A 21,528-nucleotide genomic window follows, 5' to 3' on the forward strand; every position below is an offset into this window, starting at 1 on the left:
GAGAGGATGGCACTCGCCCGTCCGTGGCTCCCGAGGAGGCCGTGTGGAACCGACCGTCGCGACGACCCGCCCCGCCATCGTCACCGTGGACGACGACCCCGGGGTCTCGCGCGCGGTCGCGCGCGACCTGCGCCGCCGCTACGGCGACCGGTACCGCATCGTGCGCGCCGAGTCGGGAGCCGAGACGCTCGACGCGCTGCGCGAGCTCGCGCTGCGGGGCGAGGACGTCGCCGTCGTGCTCGCCGACCACCGCATGCCCGGCATGACCGGCGTCGAGCTCCTCGAGCAGGCGATGGACCTCTTCCCCGCCGCCCGCCGCGTGCTGCTCACCGCCTACGCGGACACCGAGGCCGCGATCGAGGCGATCAACGTCGTCGACCTCGACTACTACCTGCTCAAGCCGTGGGACCCGCCCGAGGAGAAGCTCTACCCCGTCGTGGACGCCCAGCTCGAGGCGTGGTCCGCCACCGACCGACGCCGGCCGGCCGAGACGGTCGTCGTCGGGCACCGGTGGTCGGCGCGGTCGTCGCAGGTGCGCGAGTTCCTCGCGCGCAACCGCGTGCCCTACCGCTGGTACCCGTCGGAGTCCGCCGAGGGCGCGCGCCTGCTCACCGCCGCGCAGACCGACGGCGAGGCCCTCCCCCTCGTGGTGACGCCGGAGGGCGAGGCGCTCGTCGCGCCCGACGACGCGACGCTCGCCGAGCGCGTCGGGCTCGCCACGCGGCCCGCGGCCGACTTCTACGACCTCGTCGTCGTCGGCGGCGGCCCCGCCGGCCTGAGCGCCGCGCTCTACGGGGCGTCCGAGGGGCTGCGGACGGTGCTCGTCGAGCGCACGGCCACGGGCGGGCAGGCCGGGCAGAGCTCGCGCATCGACAACTACCTCGGCTTCCCCGACGGGATCTCCGGCGCGCAGCTCGCCGAGCGCGCGCGGCGCCAGGCCGTGCGGTTCGGTGCCGAGATCGTCACGACGCGCGACGCGGTCGAGCTCGACGTCGACGGCCCGGCACGCAGCGTGCGGTTCCCCGACGGCACGTCGATCGACGCGCACACCGTCATCCTCGCCTCGGGCGTGTCCTACCGGCTGCTCGACGGCCCCGGGCTGGGCGACCTCGTGGGGCGCGGCGTGTTCTACGGGTCGGCGCTCACGGAGGCCTCGGCCTGCCACGACCAGGAGGTGTACGTCGTGGGCGGCGCGAACTCCGCGGGGCAGGCGGCGCTCTACCTGGCCCGCGAGGCCAAGCGGGTCACGCTCGTGATCCGCGGCGACTCCCTCGCCCGCTCGATGTCGTCCTACCTCGTCGAGCAGGTCGAGGCCCACCCGCGGGTGCGCGTCCTGACCCGCACGGAGGTCGTCTCCGCGTCGGGGGACGGCCACCTGGAGCACCTCGAGCTGCACGACCTCGACACCGGCGGGACCACGCGCGTCGAGTGCGGGTGGGCGTTCGTGTTCATCGGCGCCGCACCCCGCACCGACTGGCTCGACGGCGTCGTCGCGCGCGACCCGCGCGGGTACGTCCTCGCCGGGCCCGACCTGCTGCGCGACGGCGCCCCGCCCGCCGGGTGGACGCTCGACCGCCCGCCGTACCACCTCGAGACGTCCGTGCCCGGCGTGTTCGCCGCCGGCGACGTGCGCTCGGAGTCCGCCAAGCGCGTCGCGTCCGCCGTGGGCGAGGGCGCCATGGCCGTCATGCTCGTGCACCGCTACCTCGAACAGCTCTGACCGCCCCGTCCCACGCGACACAGCCCCGACCTGAGACCCGGAGGCGACACCGTGACCAGCACCGAGGACCCCACCACGACACCGCCCACCCCGGGCGCCTCCGCTGCGGCGGCCGCCCGCGGGTGGCTGCCGTGCGACGTCGACGAGCTGCGCGCGACGTTCCTGTTCGAGCACCTCACCGACGACCAGCTCGCCTGGCTGTGCGCCACCGGCCACGTCGAGCGCCACGACGCGGGCTGGCTGTTCCACGAGGGCACGCCCGCCGAGGCGTTCTACGTCCTGCTCGACGGCGGCGTCGCGCTCTACCGGCGCGTCGGCGAGGACGAGGTCGAGGTCTCGCGCACGCACCAGGTCGGCGTCTACATGGGCGCGTGGAACGCGTACCTCGGCGACCGACTCCCCCAGACCTACCTGCACTCGGCGCGCGCCCTGGAGCCCTCGCGCCTCTTCGTCCTCGAGGCGCACGACTTCGCCAAGCTCATGACGGAGTGGTTCCCCATGGCCGTGCACCTGCTCGAGGGCGTGTTCTGGGGCACGCGCGACGCGCAGCAGCTCGTCGGGCAGCGGGAGCGCCTGCTCGCCCTCGGGTCGCTCTCCGCGGGCCTGACGCACGAGCTCAACAACCCCGCCGCAGCCGCCGTCCGCGCGACCGGGACGCTGCGCGAGCGCGTCGCGGCCATGCGGCACAAGCTCGCGCTCATCGCCGACGGCCCCTACGACCGCGCCACCCTCGCCGAGCTCATCCGGCTCCAGGAGGAGGCGCTCGAACGCTACGCGGACACGCGCACGGCGGACGCCGTCGGCGCGCTGGAGACGTCCGACCTCGAGGACCGCCTCACCGACTGGCTCGACGACCACGGCATGCCCGAGGGCTGGCGCGTGTCGCCCGCGCTCGTCCAGGCCGGGATCGACGAACCGTGGCTCGACCGCGTCGCCGAGCGCGTCGACGCCGGTGCGCTCACCGGCGCGGTGAGCTGGCTCGCGTACACGATCGAGACCGAGCAGCTCATGGCCGAGATCGAGGACGCGACCGTGCGCATCTCCACGCTCGTCGGCGCGGCGCGCCAGTACTCCCAGCTCGACCGCGCGCCCTTCCGGCCGGTCGACCTGCACGAGCTCCTGGACTCGACCCTGACGATGCTCGACCACGCGCTCGCGGGCGTCGAGGTCGTGCGCCGCTACGACACGACCCTGCCGCCCGTGCCCGTCTACGCGGCCGAGCTCAACCAGGTGTGGACCAACCTCGTCGAGAACGCCGCGCAGGCGATGGGCGGGTCCGGCACGCTCACGGTCACGACCCGCCGCGCCGACGACCGCGCCGAGGTCGAGATCGCCGACACGGGCCCCGGCATCCCCGACGACGTGCGCCCCCGGATCTTCGAGCCGTTCTTCACGACCAAGCCCGTCGGGCAGGGAACCGGGCTCGGCCTCGACATCTCGTGGCGGATCGTCGTCAACAAGCACCGCGGCGACCTCACGGTGACGTCCGTGCCCGGCGACACGCGGTTCGTCGTGCACCTGCCGCTCGAGCCCGCGCAGACCCCGCCGCAGCCCGCGCAGACCCCGCGGCCGTGACGGCCCCCGCGCCCGCCGCGGGGACGTCGCCCGTCGGGGAGGAGCGCCACGCGTCGTGGCTCGAGCTCTTCTTCGACCTCGTCGTCGTCGCGGGCATCGGCATGCTCGCCCACCTGCTCCAGGAGGACCACGACCTCGGCGGGCTCGCCCTCTACGTCGTCGCGTACACGGCGTTCTGGCTCGTGTGGGCGTGCTTCACCACGTACGGGAACGTCGCGGGCGAGGGCGCCCGGGCGCTGCCGATCCTCGCCGGGATGGCCGCGCTCGCCGTGATGATCGCCGCGGTGCCGGGCATCCACGACGAGCACGCGCAGGCGTTCGCCGTCGCGTACGTGGTGGGCCGCCTCGTCGCGGCGCGACCCTGGCGCCGCACGACCGTCGCCGTCGACCTGCCCGTGGTGCAGGCGCTGACCGGCGTCGTGCCGTGGATCGTGTCGTGGTGGTTCGACGGCCAGACCCGGTACACGCTGTGGGCCGTCGGCCTCGGGATCGACCTCCTCCTGCTGCTCACCCTCTCGGGCGAGCGCCTCGTGCAGCGAGCCCAGGAGCGCCTCGACGAGGTCCGCGAGCGCCGGGGTCGTGGACGCGGCGGCCGACGCGACCGCAAGGGGAGCGCCGCCCGGGGACGTTCGGGGCGCGCGCCCGCGGGGCATACCCACGAGGAGCGCGGCCGCGGCGGACGGCGCGGCGCAGGAGGCCCGGCGGATGCTCGAGGACCCGAGGTGCCGACGACGGTCGACGCGGCCGTGAGCGACGTCCCGCACCTCGGCGAACGGCTGGGCCTGTTCGTCATCATCGTGCTCGGCGAGGGCCTCATCCAGGCGATCGACGCCGCGAGCGAGGCCGAGTGGGACCGCACGCTCCTCGTCGCCGGAGCCGGGGCGTTCACGCTGCTGGTGGGTCTGTGGGCCCTCACCGTGCGGTCGGGCTACGCGGGCGTCGCGCTGCTGCGTCCCGCCGGGGTGCCGCCGCGGTCGGCGTGGTTCCTGCACCTGGTGACCACCGGGGCGCTCGCGACGCTCGCGGGCGCGCTCGGGGGCGTCCTGGACCGTCCGGCGCGCGCGCTCGACCCCGGCGAGCTCGCGCTGCTCGTCGGCGCGTTCGCCGTGCACGGGCTCGTGTCCGCGGGGGTGCACGCGGTGCTGCACGACGCGCGCACCGCCGTCCTGCTCGCCGTCCCGGTCGTGGCCGCCGGCGCGGTCGCGTGGCTCGCCGGCGGGACGATCTCGGCCGCCGGCCTGGTCTGGGTGCTGTCGGGTGCGCTGCTGGTACAGCTCGCCCTCGCCGGCCGGCCCCGCGCGGCGCGCGCCCCGGCCGGGGCGGGCACCTGACGCCGGCGACCTGCCCGGGCAAAACCGTGGACGTCGGACGATCGCGGGCATAGCCTCGTGGCGTCCGGTCGAACCCGCCCGGACGCTCGACCATGACGACCGGTGAAGGGGAGGTGGACCCGCGTGCTGCACCAGTGGTCCACCGACCCGTCCCGAAGGGCGCTCCTCAGGTAGACGACGTACGTCGTCCACCCGAAGAGCCGTCCTGGGGCACCGTCCTGGGGCGGCTCTCGTCGTCCTCCCCAGTTCAGGCCCCACGTCACGGCCGCCACGGCCACCGACACGACAGGAGGCGCGACGATGAGCGAGGTGGTCATCTACAACCTCGGCGGCAGCCAGGAGCTCGGCCGCGTGTCGTTGCGCCACGCGATCCGCATGCTGCACCGGCGCGTCGCCGAGGTGCTCGAGGCCGTCGAGGGCGAGACGTTCGGCCCGTACCAGCGGCCGCGCTCGGTCGCGCTCGTGCGGTACGTGCACGCGCGGTGGGTGTACGAGCGCCAAGGTCGCGTGCCGTACTCGCGCGCGGCGCTGCTGCGCCGCGACCGGTACCGCTGCGCGTACTGCGGCGGGACGGCGACGACCATGGACCACGTGGTCCCGCGCTGCCAGGGCGGGACCACGACGTGGCTCAACGCCGTCGCCGCGTGCGAGCCGTGCAACGCGACCAAGGGCGGCCGCACCCCCGAGCAGGCCGGTCTGCGGATGCTCAGACGCCCGTTCGAGCCCGCGTTCCGCGACATCTACCCGTCGGCGCCCGCCCCGCGCAGACGCTGACGGGTCCGCCGACCTGCGCTGCGGTCGGCTCCCCAGGCCGCCCGGCCGGTGGCGGTGACACCGGCCGGGCTTCCCTACGCCTGCGCCCTGCCTCCCGGGGCGCGACGCCGTCGACCGTCCGGGACCGGGCGGCGCGCCCTCCCTCCCGGTAGAGCCGGTCCGCGTCTCGCACCCACCCCGGGTCCCGGATCGCGCGAGGGAGACCACGATGGCGAGGTTCCGGATCGGGACGTTCAACGTCGAGAACCTGTTCGAGCGCCCGCGCGCGATGGCGGGCCCGCTCACCGGCGGCAACCCGGTCCTCGCGGCGCACGCCCGGGTCAACGCGCTCGTCGCCGAGGAGCAGTACGGGCCGGACGTGCGGGCGGAGATCCTGCAGCACCTGGAGACCCTGGGCCTGCTGCGCTCCGACTCCGCGGCGCTCGCGGTGCTGCGCCAGGTGCGCGGCCGGCTCGTGCGTCGCACGGGCTCGCAGGCGGCGGGCACCGCGCGCACCGAGGTCGTCGCCACCGGGCGCGGCGACTGGGTCGGCTGGGTCGACCTCGTCAAGGACCGGGTCGACGAGCTCGCCATGACGCACACGGCGCGCGTCGTCGCCGACGTCGACGCCGACGTGCTGGCCGTCGTCGAGGCCGAGAGCCGGGTCGCACTCAAGCACTTCACCGACGCGGGAGTCGTCACGCGCGCCGGTCGCCCGGTCTACCCCCACGTCATGGTCATCGACGGAAACGACGACCGCGGGATCGACGTCGGGCTGCTCACGACACGCCCGTACCGGATCGGGACCGTGCGCTCGCACGTCGACGACCGCGACTCGCGCGGGCGCCTGGTGTTCGGGCGCGACTGCCCGGAGTACGTCGTCGAGCTGCCCGGCGGCGGCACGCTCACCGTGCTGGTCAACCACTTCAAGTCCAAGGGCTACGGCACGCAGGCCGAGTCCGACGCGACCCGGCGCCGCCAGGCGACCCGCACCGCCGCGATCTACGCCGCGCTGCGCGCCCGCGGCGAGGAGAACGTCGTGGTCGTGGGCGACCTCAACGACACCCCGTCGTCCACCCCGCTGCGGCCGCTGCTCGAGGGGACCGACCTGCGCGACGTGAGCGAGCACCCGGCGTTCCGCGGCGACGGGAGGCCGGGCACCTACGGCAACGGGACCGCGGGCCAGAAGATCGACTACGTGCTGCTGTCCCCCGCGCTGTTCGACCGCACCGTCGGCGGGTCGGTGTTCCGCATGGGCGTCTGGGGCGGCACGAAGGGCACGCTGTTCCCCCACTACGACACGATGACGTCGGCGACGCACGCCGCCTCCGACCACGCCGCGCTCTACGCCGACGTGGACCTCGCCTGAGGCACGGCGTCGAACCGGATCGTCCCGGACACCACGAGGTCGGCGCGCGAGCGGGTCGACTCCACGAGGAGCGCGTTGCGCCCGTCGACCTCGTTCGCCCAGGCGGTCGCGGCCTCGACCGTGCGCCCGTGGCGCGTGTGCCGGTCGACGAGGCGCCGCTCGCGCTCGGCGCCGTCCGTGCCGCAGAACCACGCCTCGTCGAGCAGGTCGCGCACCCTCCCCCACGGCTCCTCCGGCACGAGGAGGTAGTTCCCCTCGACCACGACGACCGCGTGCGACGGATCGACGGCGATCTCCCCGGCCACGGGCTCGTCCACCTCGCGGTGGAACGACGGCGCGTACACGGTCCGGTCGTGCTCCTCGCGCACGCGGCGCAGCAGGGCGACGAAGCCGTCACCGTCGAACGTGTCGAGCGCACCCTTGCGGTCGTGGCGGCCGAGCCGGTCGAGCGTCGCGTTCGCGAGGTGGAACCCGTCCATGGGCAGGTGCACCGCCTCCGGTCCGATCGCCTCCACGAGCCGGAGCGCGAGCGTCGTCTTCCCCGCGCCGGGGCTGCCCGCGATCCCGACGACGGCGCGCCCGCCGCCCGACCGCTCGCGGAGCGCGCGCACGCGCGCGAGGAGCGCGCCCGGGTCCGCGACCTCGGCAGACGGCTGCGCGGTTCCGGGCACGAGGTCCACGGCGTCCTTCTCGACGGTCATGCACCCAGTGTCCCGTGCCCACGGCTCCAGGGTCGTGGGTCGTGGGTCGGCGGTGCCGGGACCGATGAGTCGGCGGCGCGGGGCGGGTCTCACCCCTCGACCCAGCATCTCGAACCCAGGAGGAGAGCATGGCCACGGTGGTCGCAGGAGCGGCGGTGTCGCTCGACGGCTACGTCCAGGACGCCGACGGGAGCATCGAGGCGCTGTACGCAGACTTCGAGGAGCTGGCGAGCAGCGCGTACCTACGGGAGCTCCAGGAGCGGACCGGCGCCGTCCTCATGGGCCGGCGCACGTACGACATGGCCCCGGACCCCGACGGCTACGCGGACGGCTACGAGTTCCAGGTGCCGATCTTCGTCGTCACCCACACACCGCCGGCGGTCGCCCCGAAGCGCAACGAGCGGCTGTGGGTCACGTTCGTCACGGACGGCGTCGAGTCGGCGGTCCGGCAGGCCCGCGACGCCGCGGGCGAGCGCGACGTGACCTTCATCGGCGGGGCCGACGTCTTCCACCAGCTCTGGGCCGCCGGGCTCGTCGACGAGCTCGCGGTGGAGGTCATGCCGGTCCTGCTCGGGGGCGGCGTCCGGCTGTTCGACGGCGAGGCGCCCGCCGCGCTGGAGAAGGTGCGGGTCGACGAGCTCGGCGCGCGGACCGCGCTGCGCTACCGGGTCGTCCGGACACCGGGTCCGACGGCCGCGCAGCCGTAGCTCAGGCGCTCGCCGGCACGACCTGGTCCCTCGACCCCTCGGGCGGACGGGCCGCGAGCGCCGCGACCGGGTCGCGCGCGAGGTCGGCGACCGGCAACCCGGTCTCCCGGCTCAGCGCGCGCAGCAGCCCGGCGCGCGACGCGTAGCCCGCGGCGTGGGCCGCGGCATCGAGGTGCGACCCGCCGCGCAGCCGGGCGACCGCGACGTTGAGGTGGGCGCGCGTGCGCCAGCGCCCGAACGCGAGCCCGGTCTCCTCGACGAAGAGGCGCTGGACGTGCCGCGCGCTGGCGCGGCGACGGTCGGCGAGCTCGTCGAGCGTCGCGACGCCCCGGCGGGCCTCCTCCGCCACGGCCCGCGCCACGGGGTGCACGGGCAGCCGCAGGACGAAGTAGTCGCCCGCGAGCCCCCGCAGGACGTCCTCGAGCGCGGCGCGGAACGGGGCGACCTGCTCGGGCGTCGCCGGGGCCGCGCACAGGACGGCCGTGAGCACGGTGGTGAGGGCCGGCACGACGCCGAGGCGGTGGACGCGCGTCGGCGGATCGACCCCGGGCGAGAGCACGGGGCCGATGGCCATCGAGTCGCCTGGGAGGCGCATCGCGTGCGGGACGCGCGGGGCGAGCCAGAGGTTCTCGTGCGTCCGCAGGGTCAGGGGCGCGCCGTCGACGACGAGCTCCGCGGTGCCGGCGACGACGTGGACGAGGTGCGGCTCGTCGTGCGCGTGGGTGTCGTGCCCGAGGAAGCGGACGGAGTGCTCGGGGACGACGGCGCCCAGCGCGGTCGGGGTCATGCGTCATCCTCCCCCGGGCTCGGGTCCAGGTCGCCGTGTCGTCTTCGGGACGGGTCGTGTCATGTTCGGACGCGGTTCGTCCGTCAGGTGTGGTTAGCCTAACCTCGCGAGGTGCGCCCCGGTACGCCGTGTGGCCCCCGCGTCCCTGCTGCCGAGTGTGAGGTTCCATGCTGTCGTCACGTCGCCCCGCCCGCCGTCCCCTCGCCGCGCTGAGCGCGCTCGTCGCCGCCGCGACGCTCGCGCTGGCGGGCTGCTCCGCCGACACGACGCCGTCCGACGCGGGCGCCGAGCCGTCCGCGGAAACCGGCACGACCGAGACCGCCACCGAGCGGGTCGTGACGACCGACCAGGGGGACGTCACCGTCCCGACCGACCCGCGACGCGTCGTCGTGCTCAACCACGCCCTCGCCGGGTACCTCTACGCGCTCGACGTGCCGGTGCTCGCCACGGTCCCCGAGGTGACCGACGACCCGGACCCGAAGTTCTCCACCTTCTGGGCCGAGGAGGCCGAGGCCGACGGCACCGAGCTCATCGAGTGGAGCGCCGACGGCTTCAACCTCGAGGCGATCCTCGCCCTCGAGCCCGACCTCATCGTGGGCGGCGGCTGGGGCTTCCCGCTCAAGCAGGCCACCGACGTCTACGACGGCCTGAGCCAGATCGCCCCCACCGTCCTCGTCAGCGGCACGTACACGACGTGGCAGGAGCAGTTCGCGTTCCTCGCGCAGGACGTGTTCGACGACGCCGCGACGTACGACGAGCTCGTCGCCGGGTACGACGCACGCGTCGCCCAGGTGGCCGACGCGATCACCGTCCCGGAGGGAGACACGGCCTTCCTGGCGCTGACGTCGGAGGGCAAGGCGTTCGCGCTCATCGAGGGCGAGGCGCTCCCGAACACGTTCTCCGACCTCGGCTTCGCGATCCAGCCGATCCAGGAGCAGACCGGCGCCGAGCCGTACACGCCCGGGGGCGACATGTTCGAGGTCTCGGCAGAGCAGGTGACGTCCGTGGTCAGCGCGCCGAACGTGTTCGTCATCGGGTTCAACGGCGCGGAGATCGACGTCGACGCCCTCTCCGCCGACCCGGTGTACGCGGGCCTGCCGTCGTTCGTCGCCGGCACGGCGCACGAGCTGCCCACGTGGACGATCCGCGGGGACTACCACGAGGCCATGGCCCTGCTCGACGTCGTCGAGGAGCAGTTCTCCTGATGGCCCAGCACCGCCTGCGCACGCACCCGCTGGTGCTGCGGCGCGTCGAGGTCGCGCGCGTCGTCGACGTCACGCCCCGCATGCGCCGGGTCACGCTCGTCGGGCCCGAGCTCGGGGCCTTCGAGCACGACGGCCTGCCGATGCCCGCGTTCGACGCGCCGTGGTTCGACGACCACGTGAAAATCGTGCTCGCCTCCGACGGCGACGTCGCCTCCGCGCTGCCCGTGCAGCGCGCGCACGGGATCGACTGGCCGCCCGCGCCGAACCGGCAAGGCCGCGACTACACCCCCCGCCGCTGGGACGCGGCGGCGGGCGAGCTCGACCTCGACCTCGTGCTGCACGGCGACGGCCCGGCCGCGGCGTGGGCCCAGGCCGCGCGCCCGGGCAGCGAGCTGTGGTTCGTGGGCCCCAAGGCCTCCACGGTCTGGCCCGACGACGTCGACTGGGCCCTGCTCGCCGGCGACGAGACGGCGCTGCCCGCGATCGGGCGCTTCCTCGACGAGCGTCCGGTCGACGTGCCCGTGCAGGTCGTCGTGAAGATCGGCGTCGAGGCGGCCCGGCAGGACCTCGCGCTGCGCGCGGGCGACACCGTGCGGTGGGTCGTCGCGCCGGAGGGCGACCGCGCCGCGCTCGACGACGCCGTGCGCGACCTCGACTGGTGGCCCGGCCAGGTCTACGCGTGGGCGGCGAGCGAGAGCCGCACGCTCCTGCCCGTGCGGCGCTACCTGACGCGCGAGCGCGCCGTGCCGCGCACGCACGTCGACGTCACCGGGTACTGGCACGCGGAGCCGGCTGCCGCCCCGGCGCCGGCCCAGGGGCCTGCGGCCGAGGCGGAGCCGCAGCCCACGGGGGTCCCGTCTCCCGTGCCCTGGTTCGCGACCCGCACCGCGCTCCAGCTCGGCCTGCTCGACGAGCTGGGCGCGGGGCCTCGCGACCTCGCGACCCTCGCCGAGGTGGCGCGCGTCGCGCCGGGCGCGGTCCGCGCCCTGGTGGGCGTGCTCGCGGCGTCGGGCGTCGTGACCCTCGACGGCGACAAGGTCGCCCTGGGCGACGCGGGTGAGGACCTCCTCGACGACGAGCACGAGCGCGAGGAGTACGAGGGGCTCGAGGCGGACGCCGTCCTGGCGCTCGCCGCGCTCGCCCCCGCCCTGCGCGACGGCGGCCCGGCCTGGTCACGCGCGCGCGGCCGGTCGTTGCGCGCCGAGGTCGAGCAGGACGCCGACCGCGCCACGGAGGTCGTCGAGGGCGCCGACGTGCTCCCGTACGTGCTCACCGGCCTCGGCACCTGGCCGGTCTGGGCGGACGCGCGGTCCGTCGCGCTCGGCGGTCCCGGCGCGCTCGTCGTCGCGGACCTGCTCGCCGAGGTTCCGGGCGAGCGCGCGACGACGCTCGTCGAGGACGCGGTCCCGCTCGGGGTCCTGCGCGAGCAGGCCGGAGCGGTCACGACGCACGCCGCCGCCGAGACGTGGCCTGCGACCGACGTCGCCGTGAGCGCGCTCGGGACCGGCCACCGCACCGACGACGAGGTCGTCGACCTCCTCGTCGCGATGCGGACCGCCGCGCCGCGCGCGGTCCTCGTCGAGGACTTCACGCCGGACGGGCTCAGCCCCCACGCCCACGAGCACGCCCTGCTCTCGCTGGCGACGACCGGTACGGCACCGCGCACGCCCGACGACGTCGCCCGGCTCGCGGAGCGGGCAGGCTGGCGCGTCGAACGGCACGAGGCGCTCGGCTGGGGCGTCGAGCGCGTCGAGCTCGCGGCCCTGGACGACCCGGCGCAGTGAGTCGCACCGGCATGCGGCGAGTCCCGGTCCGTAGACTCGCGCGATGAGTCTTCTCGCTGCTGAGCATGCGCTCCAGGCCGCCCAGCGCGCCGGTGACGTCGACGCGCTGGACGCGTTGCTGCACCCCCGGTGCGTGGGCGTCGGGCCGGACGGGTCCGTCTTCTCCAAGGAGGACGACCTGGAGAGCCACCGCTCGCGCTTCCTGCGGATCACCCGCCTGGAGGAGGTGTCCCTGGACGTCAAGGAGGACGTCGCGAGCGGGGTGACCCGCCTGGTCGCGGCCGTCGAGGCGATCCAGGGCGGCGCCGCGGTCTCCGCTCGGCTGACCTACACGCGCCTCTGGGTGCGGGCGGACGACCGCTGGCAGGTGCTGGCTGCGACGCTCGCACCGGCCTCCGAGCCCACCTGAACCGCGCCGGGCGTCACCCTCCGGTGAACATGTCGATGGTCAGCGGTGCGCCGACGGCGTCGCACGCGTCGCCGAGGTCACCCTCGGCGTCGTCCCACTCCGGGGAGTGCACACCGGTCGACTCCGCGAACGCCCCGGGCGGGAGGGCCGGCGCGACCTCCTGGAGCTCGCCGATCGCGGTCTGCACGGCAGTGTCCCCGTCGGACGGCAGGCGGTCGAGCACGCGGGTCACCAGCCGGTACCAGCCGTCGTGCTCCTGCGCGTCCATACGACCGTCGGCCAGGCTGAGGTCGGCGTTCTCGAGGATCGTCAGCACGTCGCCGTAGGCGGCGCAGGCGGCAGCGTCCTCCGCGGTGTCGTCCCCCGCGGCGTCCTCGACCGCAGCGACGTCCGGGGCGGCCGGCGGAGCGGCGTCGGCCTCACCGTCGCCGTCGCAGCCACTGAGAACCACGGCGCCCAGCACCACCGCCGTCACCGCTGCCCACCGCTTCGCTCGCACCTGCGCACGCTCCCGACGTCGATTCCTGAGGGGACGACTGACGGCGAGAGTCTGCCGCGAGCACGCCGCGACGTCGAGGGACACGCCCAGCGCGCGAGCACCCGGTCGGCACGACGCCCCCAGCGCGCCGTGCCGACCGACCCCCTCGTCGTCCCCGTGAGGTCGTGGTGACGGCCGCGGGTCTCAGCCGACCGCGCGGAACGGGCCCCACGAGCCGGCGCCCGGCTCCTGCCCGCGCGACCACCACTGCGCCACCCACACCGCGCCGTCGTGCACGACCGCGTCGCCGGCCCGGAACACGCGCGTCGGGGTCCAGACCGGCACGCCGCGCTCGTCGGTGGCGAGCTCCTCCCACGGACCCCACGCCGAGCCCGGGATCGTTCCCCGCGCGTACCACTGGGCGCGGAACACCGCGCCGTCGTGGACGACGACGTCGCCCGCGCCGTACGTCGCGGTCGGGTCGTAGGCCGGGGCGTCGACCGGGCCGAGACGACCCGCGCCCGCTGACGACCGCACGATCGCAGGCACGGCCCACGTCGGGTCGATGCTCCCGTGCAGCGTCGGCGTCCAGCGCGCCTCGTCGGCGAGCCAGTCCGCCTCTCCCACCGAGGCGTTGTAGGCCGCGAGGAGGTCGACGGGCTCGCCGTTGACGGTCGAGCCCGTCTCGAAGAGCCGCTCGCCCTTGTACCGGCCGATGATCCGCGCCGAGTCGACGCCCGGGGCGAGCTCGAACGCGTTGTTCTCGGCGTAGATGCTCGAGTCGACGCCCGCGCCCCAGTAGTACTGGAAGATGCCCTCGCGCGACTGCTCGTACAGCTCGTTGTAGACGTGCACGTCGCCGAAGCGCACGCGCGGGGCGCGCTGGCCGACGTCGGTCCACCGGTTGTGGTGGTACGTCACCTTGTGCTTGCCCGCGTCCTGGGTGCGGCTGTCCGAGGAGCCGAGAATCGCCGTCTTGTCGTGGTCGGAGAAGTGGTTGTACGAGACGGTCACGTGGTCCGAGCCGTGCGTGATGTCGAGCAGCCCGTCGTGGATCTCGTACGGGCGGCCGAACACGGTGGGCAGCGACGAGGGCGGGTGCTCGCCGTCGTCGAACGTGCTGTGGTCCACCCACACGTTCTCCGACGTCCACACCGACACGTTGTCGTACGCCGAGTTCCAGTTGCCGGCGTCGCCGTCGCCCGGGTCCCACGCGGGGAAGCAGTCGCGCGCGTCGGAGAACGTGACGTTGCGGACGATGACGTTGCGCGCGTCGCGGATCCGCAGGCTCGCGCCCACGACCTGCGCGTCCGCGCCCAGGCCGACGATCGTCACGTTCGACCCCACGTGCTGGAGCGTGCGCGTCGCCTGCTCCGCGGCGGCGACCACGCGCGCGTCCTCGAGCGGACCGGCCGGGTCCACCCAGCCGTACGTCGCGGGGTCGTAGGCCGCGACGTAGTCGTCCATCGAGAACGGGACGTCGCTCCCCGCGACGGGGACGGTCGCGGCGATCGCCTCGCAGCTGGTCCCGGCGAACGCGTCGATGCGTCCGTCGACGTACACGATGCGCGGCGTCGTGTCGGTCCGTGCCCCGGCGCCACCCAGCGCGGCGCGCAGCTCGTCCCAGGTGTCGACGACGTGCACGTGCTCGGCGCTCGCGCCGCTCCCGCCCGTGGTGCCGCCGTTCGCGGCGCCCCAGCCGTCGCTCGTGCCGAGCACCTGCCGGCCGAGGTCCGCCGCGCCGGGGCCGCCCGGTGCAGCGCCATCCCCTCCCGCGGCGTCCGGCGCTGCGCTGCTCGTCAGTGCGGTCCCCGTCACCGCCATCACGACCGCGGTCGCCGCGGCCAGCGGGACCCTCACCCACCGTCCTGCCATCACCCAACTCCTTCGTCGGTGCAAGAAACCGGTTTCTCACCGGCGTCGCCGAGTCTGGCACACGGAGGACGGAAAGCGCTACCCCGCCGGGCTCTCGTCGCGGGCAGCCGTCGAGCGGACGTCGCGCGCCCCGCTCGACGCCCGTTCGGCGGCGAACGCCGCCGTGAGCGGCCCGACCACGAACGGCGACATGCCGAGCACCACCACCGCGATGCTCTCGCCCGCACCGAACGCCGACAGGGCCAGGGTGCCGAGGAGGTTCGGGGCCACCGCGACCGCGACGGCGACGCTCGCGATCGACCAGAGCGGCAGCGGCTGCTTGCGGTCGACAGGGTCGCGGGCTCGTCCCTGCGCGACGAGGATCCCGACGCCCGCGAGCCCGGCGGCGGCCAGCGAGACCCCCGCCACCAGCAGCACGGCCCCCGCGCCGACGACCTCGACCTCGACCGGAGGGCTCCCGGAGCGCGTGGGGGGCTGGACCGACCAGACCAGCCGGCGCGACGGCGCGGCGAGCACGAGCAGGGCGGCCGCCGCGACGCTCACCAGCCACACACCGCAAGCGCCGACCGCGATGCGCCGGGCCCGGGCGACCGCCCACCGCGCCGCGGCGACGCGAGCGGCCCGCGCCGTCGCGCGCCGCTCACCCCGACGGGGTCGCCCTCGTGACACCACGGGCACAGTGTGCCGTGCGCCGGGACGTCACGGTGCGCGGACGTCACCCTCGCGGGGACCGGCGAGCCAGGCCCGGGGCGGCGAGCGCGACGAGCACCGCGGTCGCGGCGGCGAAGACGACGACCATGAGCCGCAGCGGCTCGACGGTCAGCGAGAGCCCGAGGAGCAGCACGGGCACTGCGAGCCCGACGTAGGCGACGAGGAAGATCCCCGCGAGCACCTCGCCGCGCCGCTGCGGTTCGGTGAGCGACCCCGCCGTCGCGAGCGCGCCGCGGAAGAGGATGCCGACGCCCGCCCCCGCGACGACCGCGCTGGCGACGAAGCCCGGCAGGGACGCGAGCCCCACCGAGACGGCGAGGACGACGAGCCCGGTCAGCGTCAGCGCGACCGCGAGCGCCACCTGCCGCGCCGCGGCGAGTCGCCCGGACGCGAGCTGGGCGAGGGCGGCGGACGCGAACACCGCGGCGGACACGAGTCCCGCGACCAGTCGCGAGTCCTCGTGCATGACCGTCGAGAGCACGCTCGGCGTGAGGGACGTGAAGAGCCCGAACACGGCGAAGCCGGCGAACGCGGCCGCCGCGGCGGCGACGAACGCGCCGCGCCCGGACCGCGGCACCGCGACGCGCTGCGGGCGGTACGCGTACGGGCCGACCGGCGGCGCGACCGTCTCGGGCACGGGCGCGGCGGCGAGCATCGCGGCGGCGAGCAGGACGGCGAACGCGACGTACGGCGTCGTGAGCGGGGCGGGTGCGGCCTGGGCCAGCAGCCCGCCGACGAGCGGGCCGAGCGCGAGGCCGCCGATGTTCGCCAGGCCGGCGACCGCGCTCGCGTCGCGCGGGCCGTCCGGGCGCGCGACCGCGCGCAGCTCGGCGAGGTGCGCCGTCGCCGTCGCGGTGACCGCGCCGATCCCCGCACCGGAGACGAGCCGCGCGACCACGAGCCCGCCCAGCCCGTCGAGCGCGAGGAACAGCAGCGCCGCGACGAGCTCGGCCGCGAGGCCGAGGAGCAGCACGCGCCGTCGCCCGAACCGGTCGCTGAGGTGACCGACGAGGTAGAGGCTCGCGGCCACGCCGACCGCGTAGGCAGCGAAGACGACGGTCACGGCGACCGTGGGGAGCCCGTCGCGCACCTGGTAGAGGGGGTAGAGCGGGGTCGGGACCGTCGAGAACGCCATGGCGGTGGCGAACGCGAGCGCCACGACGAGGAAGCCGGAGCCGTGGGAGACGTGCGGTCGTCGCCGGGTCGCCCGCGGAGAGGTTCGGACGAGGTCCGGGGTGTGCGTCGAGGTCGAGGTCATGCGCACCACCGTGCGCTCGGTCGGGTGATCGCGTCCAACGACTTGTGCCGATACCTCTGATCGCGATCACCGATCATTAGGTAGCCTCGCTCCATGGAGACGCGCCAGCTCGAGTACTTCGTCGCCGTCGCCGAGGAGCTGAGCTTCACGCGCGCGGCGGCCCGCGTGTTCGCCGCGCAGTCGAGCGTGTCCGCGGGGGTGCGCGCGCTGGAGGCCGAGCTGGGCGCCCGGCTGTTCGAGCGGACCAAGCGCAGCGTCGCGCTCACCTCGCAGGGCGAGGCGCTGCTCCCCCGGGCCCGTGCGGTCCTCGACGCCGTCGACGAGGCACGCGCCGCCGTCGCGCCCGGCCCGCACCTCGTGCGCGGTACCGTCCGCCTCGGGGTCTTCACCAACCTCGGCTACCTCGGCCTGCCGCGCGTGCTCGCCGCGTTCCGCGAGCGCCACCCGGGCGTCGAGCTGCGCCTGACGCCGAGTCCTGCCGGCTCGACGGGCCTCGGGGAGGACGTGCGCCGCGGGGTCGTCGACGTCGCCTTCACGGGGCTGGACCCGCAGGACCACCCGGGCCTGCGGTACACGCGCCTCACGTCCGCGACGTTCGTCGCCGTCCTGCCCGCCGGGCACCCGCTCGCGGGGGCGGCGTCGGTCGCGCCGGGCGACCTGGCCGACGAGCACGTCGTGACGACGCCGCGCGGGTTCGGCAACCGCGTGGTCGCCGAGCGCGCGTTCGCGCACTCGGGCGTCGCGCCGCGCGCCGACACGGAGGTCGCGGACGTCGGGGACCTGCCCGCGTTCGTGGCCGCGGGGTTCGGGGTCGCGGTGGTGCCGGCCGACATGTACGAGCCCGCCGACGGCGCGGTCGCGGTCCCGCTCGACGCGCCGGAGGCGTGGTCCCTCGGGCTCGTGACCCGGCCGCACCCGAGCGCGGCTGCCGCGGCCCTGGTGGCCGGGCTCGTGCACGCGCTCGGGAGCAGGCCGACGCCGGACTGAGGCGCGCTGATAGCATCGGCACGTGCTCATCGAGGTCGACAGACTCTAGCCGCCGAGCCGTCGGCGGCCCGTCCCAGCGCACCCTCTCGCCCCCGGCTCCGTGGCGGAGCCCTTGTGGGCAGTTCTTCGCGGCTCGTGCCGTGGACTCGTCGTGCCTGGACCCGCCGCACCGCTCTCGCGCCGACCTGTCCTTCCCCGGCACGACCCTGCCCGCGCGACCGCGGGCACGAGGAGCACCTCATGTCCACCCTGCACCGCTCCGCGGTGACCCTGACCGACCTCACGTTCGAGTGGCCCGACGGCACCGTCGCGCTCTCGCACCTCACCGGCACGTTCGGCACCGGCCGCACGGGCCTCGTCGGCGACAACGGCGCCGGCAAGTCCACCCTCCTGCGCCTCGTCGCCGGCCTGCTCACCCCGACGTCGGGCCGCGTCACGACGAGCGGCGACGTCGCCTACCTGCCCCAGACCCTGACCCTCGGCCAGGACGCGAGCGTCGCGCGCCTCCTCGGCATCGACGGCACGCTCGCCGCGCTGCGGGCCATCGAGTCCGGGGACGTCGACGAGCGCCACTTCGACGCCGTCGGCGACGACTGGGACGTCGAGGCGCGCGCCGCGCAGGCCCTCGCCGAGATCGGGCTCGACGGCGTCGGCCTCGACCGGCGCGTGGGCGAGCTGTCCGGCGGCGAGGCGATGCTCGTCGCGATCAGCGGGCTGCGCGTGCGGCGCAGCGCGATCACGCTGCTCGACGAGCCGACGAACAACCTCGACCGCGGCACCCGCGCACAGCTCGCGGCGCTCGTCGACGACTGGCCCGGGACGCTCGTCGTCGTGAGCCACGACCTCGACCTCCTCGAGCACATGGACGAGACGGCGGAGCTGCACGCCGGCCGCCTCACCACGTTCGGCGGCCCGTACAGCGCGTGGCGCGACCGGCTCGAGGCGGACCAGGCCGCCGCGGCACAGGCCGCGCGGACCGCCGAGCAGACGCTGCGGGCCGAGAAGCGCCAGCGCGTCGAGGCCGAGACCAAGCTCGCACGCCGCGAGCGGACCGCGCGCACCGCCCAGGCGAACCGCACCGGGTCACGCATCTCGATGGGCCTGCGCGCGTCCGCCGCACAGGTGTCGGCCGGCTCGATGCGCCAGGGTCTGGACGCGAAGGTCCAGGCCGCGCAGGACGCGCTCGACGCCGCGGCGGCCCGCGTGCGCGACGACGAGCACGTGCACCTCGTGCTCCCCGACCCCGACGTGCCGCGCGGCCGCCGCCTCGCCGAGCTGCACGGGACGAACCGGACGGTCGTCGTGCAGGGGCCCGAGCGCGTCGCGCTCGTCGGCGCGAACGGGACCGGCAAGACGACGCTCCTGGAGAACCTGCTCGCCGGTCGCGCACCGGAGCCCGGTCGGGCCGGCGGCGTGCTGCTCACCGACCGCGTCGGCTACCTGCCCCAGCGGCTGGACGGGCTCGACGACGCCCGGAGCGCGCTCGAGAACGTGCGCGACGGGGCGCCCGGCGCGGCCCCGGGCACGATCCGCAACCAGCTCGCGCGCCTGCTGCTGCGCGGGTCGAGCGTGGACCGCCCGGTGTCGACATTGTCGGGCGGAGAACGGTTCCGCGTCTCGCTCGCGCGGCTCCTGCTCGCCGACCCGCCCGCCCAGCTCCTGGTGCTCGACGAGCCGACGAACAACCTCGACGTGCGCAGCGTGGACCGGCTAGTCGAGGCCCTGTCCGGCTACGCCGGCGCGCTGCTCGTCGTCAGCCACGACGACGGCTTCCTCGCCCGCCTCGGCGTCGACGTCGTCCTCGAGCTGGACGCCGCGGGCGCCCTCCACGAGGTCGCGCCACCGCGTCGCTGACGCACCGGGCGGCGCCCCGGTCACCGCCGGGGCGCCGTCAGGTCAGGTCAGGTCGGGCGCGTCCCGCACGACCGCGGCCATCGCAGCCGTCGCAGCGGCGTCGGCGTCGGCGTACGGCCAGCCCGGGCTCGCGGCGCGCGCGTGGTCGTTGAGCGCGCCCAGCACGTCCAGCGCCCGCGCACCCACCGCACGGGCCTGCGGCGTGAGGCCGCCTCGGATCTTGAGCTGACCGAGCACGATCGCGACCTGCGCCCGCGCCTCCGCCGCGAGCGCCGCCTCGTCGAGCGCGCCGGAGCGGAGCCCGTCGGACGCGGCCTGGCGCCCAGCCGACCAGACGTCCTCCGGTACCCCGAGGTCCCACGCCGCGAGGAGCCCGTCGACGAACGCGGGCAGCGCGTCGTCGCGGCCCTCGGCCGCGTACCACTCCTCGAGGTCCCGCAGCGCGTCGTGCCCGGAGTCGTTGCCGAACGGCGAGAAGTCCTCGCCCTCGTCGTAGAACGGCTCGGGGGCGAGGGACACGAACGCGGGGTGGCTCGTCGTGGGAGACAGGCCCTCGTCGCGGTCGTCGAGGTAGAGCGTCATGGAGGCGACCCTAGACCCGTGCCTGACCCGTCGTCTCGCCGTCCGGACGTCAGTCCCGGTTCCACCGCTCGAGCTTCGACGGGCTGAGCACGACCCACGCCTCGGCGACCCGGCCGGACCGCACCGCGACGCTCACGACGCCCGTCACGACGCCGTCCTGGCGCACCACGAGGCCGGCGACGCCGTTCACCGAGCGCGCCGCCACCTCGACACCCGGACCGGGGCGCAGCACGCGGCACAGCGCCCGCGCCGTCTCGTCGACGCCCTCGACCTTCCCGGGCGTCGCGGCGGCGCTGCCCGCCGCGTCGACCCACAGGGTCGCCGCCGGGTCCAGCAGTCCGCGCACGGCGTCCCGGTCGCCGGCCGCGGTCGCGCGCAGGAGCGCCTCGACGACGCGGTCGTGCGCGGCGCGGTCGGCCTCGCGCCGCGCCACCGCCCTGTCTCGCTGGGGCATGCCGGGCCTACGCGGAGACTGCCGCGAGCTTCTGCGGATTCATCATCCACAGCACGCGGTCGATGCCGTCGGTCGTGGCGCGGACCGTGAGCACGGCGAAGAGCTCCCCGTCGCGCGAGAGCTTGACGGCCGGGTGCCCGTTGACGTCGGCGGGCTCGACCTCGACGCCCGCCCAGAAGCGCTCGGCGAACGCGTGGTGGTACTTCGCGACGCGCGGGCGCCCGACGACCGGGAACTTCGACGCGCGGACCGCTCCCCCGCCGTCGGAGTAGGAGATCACGTCCTCCGCGAAGAGCTGCTCCAGCAGCGCGACGTCGCCCGCCTTGGCCGCGGCGACGAAGGCCGTGAGCAGACGGCGCTGGGCCTCCGGGGCGACGGGCGCGCGGCGCTCCTCGCCGAGATGGCGGCGCGCCCGGCTCACGAGCTGGCGCACGCTGGCCTGCGAGTGCCCGATGATCTCCGCGATCTGCTCGTACGGGTAGTCGAACGCCTCGCGCAGCACGTACGCCGCGCGCTCGGTCGGGGTGAGCTTCTCGAGGAGCATGAGCAGCGCGACCTCGAGCGCCTCGCCCCGCTCGGCCCCGAGCGTCGGGTCGGCGCTCGTGTCCACGGGCTCGGGCAGCCACGGGCCGATGTACGTCTCGCGGCGCACGCGCGCGGACTGCGCGACGTTGATCGCGAGCCGCGTCACGGTCGTCGTGAGGAACGCGTCCGGGTTGCGCACGGTCGAGCGGTCGTACGTCTGCCAACGCACCCACGCGTCCTGGAGCACGTCGTCGGCCTCGGCCGCGCTGCCCAGGATCCGGTACGCGATCCCGAACAGCCGGCGCCGCGCCGCGCTGAACTGCTGCGCCGCCGTCGTCAGGTCCGCCGCTCGCTCGTCCACGCCCGCCATCCTCGCCCGCCCTCGTGCCGCCGTCACCCCCCGGCCGGTCGGCCGGGTGCTCTTCCCCACCCGACCGGACAGCGCGGCGATCTGTGACACGGC

The 21,528-nt window shown here is 75.5% G+C and carries 20 protein-coding genes; 11 read left to right on the top strand and 9 right to left on the bottom strand.

The features are described from left to right. Positions 1-43 precede the first annotated feature (43 nt). From A0J59_RS12685 to A0J59_RS12705, 5 genes are all read left to right on the top strand, one after another. Positions 44-1,720, top strand: coding sequence for an FAD-dependent oxidoreductase (locus A0J59_RS12685; RefSeq protein ID WP_047233355.1), 1,677 nt, complete (start codon positions 44-46; stop codon positions 1,718-1,720). Between the two features lie 51 nt (positions 1,721-1,771). Beyond that, positions 1,772-3,295: an ATP-binding protein gene (locus A0J59_RS22535; protein WP_304439888.1), complete on the top strand. Its 1,524-nt coding sequence runs from the start codon at positions 1,772-1,774 to the stop codon at positions 3,293-3,295. Continuing rightward, entirely contained in the window at positions 3,292-4,626 is a 1,335-nt protein-coding gene (locus tag A0J59_RS12695; protein ID WP_064316337.1) for a low temperature requirement protein A, read from the top strand. Before A0J59_RS22535 ends, A0J59_RS12695 begins: the two co-directional genes overlap by 4 nt. A 300-nt stretch (positions 4,627-4,926) precedes the next feature. Continuing rightward, complete coding sequence (locus A0J59_RS12700) at positions 4,927-5,400, top strand: HNH endonuclease (RefSeq protein ID WP_064316338.1); 474 nt, start codon at positions 4,927-4,929, stop codon at positions 5,398-5,400. Positions 5,401-5,608: 208 nt separating this feature from the next. Then, positions 5,609-6,748, top strand: coding sequence for an endonuclease/exonuclease/phosphatase family protein (locus A0J59_RS12705; protein ID WP_047233358.1), 1,140 nt, complete (start codon positions 5,609-5,611; stop codon positions 6,746-6,748). On the opposite strand, the gene A0J59_RS12710 is transcribed toward A0J59_RS12705, so the two are convergent. After that, on the bottom strand, positions 6,724-7,449 hold the full coding sequence (locus A0J59_RS12710) for a nucleoside/nucleotide kinase family protein (protein ID WP_064316339.1): 726 nt from the start codon (positions 7,447-7,449) through the stop codon (positions 6,724-6,726). The genes A0J59_RS12705 and A0J59_RS12710 overlap by 25 nt on opposite strands. A 128-nt stretch (positions 7,450-7,577) precedes the next feature. Between A0J59_RS12710 and A0J59_RS12715 the strand changes: the two genes are divergently transcribed. Then, positions 7,578-8,156, top strand: coding sequence for a dihydrofolate reductase family protein (locus A0J59_RS12715; RefSeq protein WP_064316340.1), 579 nt, complete (start codon positions 7,578-7,580; stop codon positions 8,154-8,156). A 1-nt stretch (position 8,157) separates the two neighbouring features. On the opposite strand, the gene A0J59_RS12720 is transcribed toward A0J59_RS12715, so the two are convergent. Continuing rightward, positions 8,158-8,943: a helix-turn-helix domain-containing protein gene (locus A0J59_RS12720; protein ID WP_064316341.1), complete on the bottom strand. Its 786-nt coding sequence runs from the start codon at positions 8,941-8,943 to the stop codon at positions 8,158-8,160. Between the two features lie 167 nt (positions 8,944-9,110). Between A0J59_RS12720 and A0J59_RS12725 the strand changes: the two genes are divergently transcribed. From A0J59_RS12725 to A0J59_RS12735, 3 genes are read left to right on the top strand one after another with little or no spacing between them, the layout of a single operon-like run. Beyond that, positions 9,111-10,148 (top strand): ABC transporter substrate-binding protein, encoded by a 1,038-nt coding sequence (locus tag A0J59_RS12725; protein WP_064316342.1) that lies wholly within the window; start codon positions 9,111-9,113, stop codon positions 10,146-10,148. Further along, positions 10,148-11,932, top strand: a complete 1,785-nt coding sequence (locus A0J59_RS12730) for a siderophore-interacting protein (protein WP_064316343.1) — start codon at positions 10,148-10,150, stop codon at positions 11,930-11,932. Before A0J59_RS12725 ends, A0J59_RS12730 begins: the two co-directional genes overlap by 1 nt. A 43-nt stretch (positions 11,933-11,975) precedes the next feature. Next, positions 11,976-12,341 carry a nuclear transport factor 2 family protein gene (locus A0J59_RS12735; protein ID WP_064316344.1) on the top strand — a complete coding sequence of 122 codons (366 nt, stop codon included), beginning with the start codon at positions 11,976-11,978 and terminating at the stop codon, positions 12,339-12,341. A 13-nt stretch (positions 12,342-12,354) separates the two neighbouring features. Here the strand turns inward: A0J59_RS12735 and A0J59_RS12740 are convergent, their stop codons facing one another. From A0J59_RS12740 to A0J59_RS12755, 4 genes are all read right to left on the bottom strand, one after another. After that, positions 12,355-12,840, bottom strand: a complete 486-nt coding sequence (locus A0J59_RS12740) for a hypothetical protein (RefSeq protein WP_156532999.1) — start codon at positions 12,838-12,840, stop codon at positions 12,355-12,357. Positions 12,841-13,023: 183 nt separating this feature from the next. Next, the gene (locus A0J59_RS12745) at positions 13,024-14,679 is read right to left on the bottom strand and encodes a right-handed parallel beta-helix repeat-containing protein (RefSeq protein ID WP_064316346.1); all 1,656 of its coding nucleotides are present in this window, start codon (positions 14,677-14,679) and stop codon (positions 13,024-13,026) included. Between the two features lie 93 nt (positions 14,680-14,772). Next, positions 14,773-15,237, bottom strand: coding sequence for a hypothetical protein (locus A0J59_RS12750; RefSeq protein WP_156533002.1), 465 nt, complete (start codon positions 15,235-15,237; stop codon positions 14,773-14,775). Between the two features lie 172 nt (positions 15,238-15,409). Then, positions 15,410-16,663, bottom strand: a complete 1,254-nt coding sequence (locus A0J59_RS12755) for an MFS transporter (RefSeq protein WP_064316361.1) — start codon at positions 16,661-16,663, stop codon at positions 15,410-15,412. 93 nt (positions 16,664-16,756) lie between these two features. On the opposite strand from A0J59_RS12755, the gene A0J59_RS12760 reads away from it, so the two are divergent. Then, the gene (locus tag A0J59_RS12760) at positions 16,757-17,650 is read left to right on the top strand and encodes a LysR family transcriptional regulator (protein WP_064316348.1); all 894 of its coding nucleotides are present in this window, start codon (positions 16,757-16,759) and stop codon (positions 17,648-17,650) included. A 240-nt stretch (positions 17,651-17,890) separates the two neighbouring features. Next, positions 17,891-19,504 carry an ABC-F family ATP-binding cassette domain-containing protein gene (locus A0J59_RS12765; protein WP_064316349.1) on the top strand — a complete coding sequence of 538 codons (1,614 nt, stop codon included), beginning with the start codon at positions 17,891-17,893 and terminating at the stop codon, positions 19,502-19,504. 42 nt (positions 19,505-19,546) lie between these two features. Here the strand turns inward: A0J59_RS12765 and A0J59_RS12770 are convergent, their stop codons facing one another. Genes A0J59_RS12770 through A0J59_RS12780 form a run of 3 tightly spaced genes read right to left on the bottom strand, consistent with a single transcriptional unit; the run spans position 19,547 to position 21,426 of the window. Beyond that, positions 19,547-20,086: a hypothetical protein gene (locus A0J59_RS12770; protein WP_052877791.1), complete on the bottom strand. Its 540-nt coding sequence runs from the start codon at positions 20,084-20,086 to the stop codon at positions 19,547-19,549. Positions 20,087-20,135: 49 nt separating this feature from the next. Further along, a complete protein-coding gene (locus A0J59_RS12775) occupies positions 20,136-20,540 on the bottom strand; it encodes a hypothetical protein (RefSeq protein ID WP_156186472.1) in 405 nt (134 codons plus the stop codon). A 7-nt stretch (positions 20,541-20,547) separates the two neighbouring features. Further along, complete coding sequence (locus A0J59_RS12780; protein WP_255365189.1) at positions 20,548-21,426, bottom strand: RNA polymerase sigma-70 factor; 879 nt, start codon at positions 21,424-21,426, stop codon at positions 20,548-20,550. Positions 21,427-21,528: the final 102 nt, after the last annotated feature.

Source organism: Cellulosimicrobium sp. I38E, assembly GCF_001647255.1.
GTDB lineage: Bacteria > Actinomycetota > Actinomycetes > Actinomycetales > Cellulomonadaceae > Cellulosimicrobium > Cellulosimicrobium cellulans_E.

Coding starts and splice junctions, on each gene's coding strand:
- A0J59_RS12700 (WP_064316338.1), top strand. CDS start 4,927: ATGAGCGAGGTGGTCATCTACAACCTCGGCGGCAGCCAGGAGCTCGGC.
- A0J59_RS12710 (WP_064316339.1), bottom strand. CDS start 7,449: ATGACCGTCGAGAAGGACGCCGTGGACCTCGTGCCCGGAACCGCGCAG.
- A0J59_RS12765 (WP_064316349.1), top strand. CDS start 17,891: ATGTCCACCCTGCACCGCTCCGCGGTGACCCTGACCGACCTCACGTTC.
- A0J59_RS12705 (WP_047233358.1), top strand. CDS start 5,609: ATGGCGAGGTTCCGGATCGGGACGTTCAACGTCGAGAACCTGTTCGAG.
- A0J59_RS12760 (WP_064316348.1), top strand. CDS start 16,757: ATGGAGACGCGCCAGCTCGAGTACTTCGTCGCCGTCGCCGAGGAGCTG.
- A0J59_RS12725 (WP_064316342.1), top strand. CDS start 9,111: ATGCTGTCGTCACGTCGCCCCGCCCGCCGTCCCCTCGCCGCGCTGAGC.
- A0J59_RS12715 (WP_064316340.1), top strand. CDS start 7,578: ATGGCCACGGTGGTCGCAGGAGCGGCGGTGTCGCTCGACGGCTACGTC.
- A0J59_RS12755 (WP_064316361.1), bottom strand. CDS start 16,663: ATGACCTCGACCTCGACGCACACCCCGGACCTCGTCCGAACCTCTCCG.
- A0J59_RS12735 (WP_064316344.1), top strand. CDS start 11,976: ATGAGTCTTCTCGCTGCTGAGCATGCGCTCCAGGCCGCCCAGCGCGCC.
- A0J59_RS12720 (WP_064316341.1), bottom strand. CDS start 8,943: ATGACCCCGACCGCGCTGGGCGCCGTCGTCCCCGAGCACTCCGTCCGC.
- A0J59_RS12775 (WP_156186472.1), bottom strand. CDS start 20,540: ATGCCCCAGCGAGACAGGGCGGTGGCGCGGCGCGAGGCCGACCGCGCC.
- A0J59_RS12770 (WP_052877791.1), bottom strand. CDS start 20,086: ATGACGCTCTACCTCGACGACCGCGACGAGGGCCTGTCTCCCACGACG.
- A0J59_RS12730 (WP_064316343.1), top strand. CDS start 10,148: ATGGCCCAGCACCGCCTGCGCACGCACCCGCTGGTGCTGCGGCGCGTC.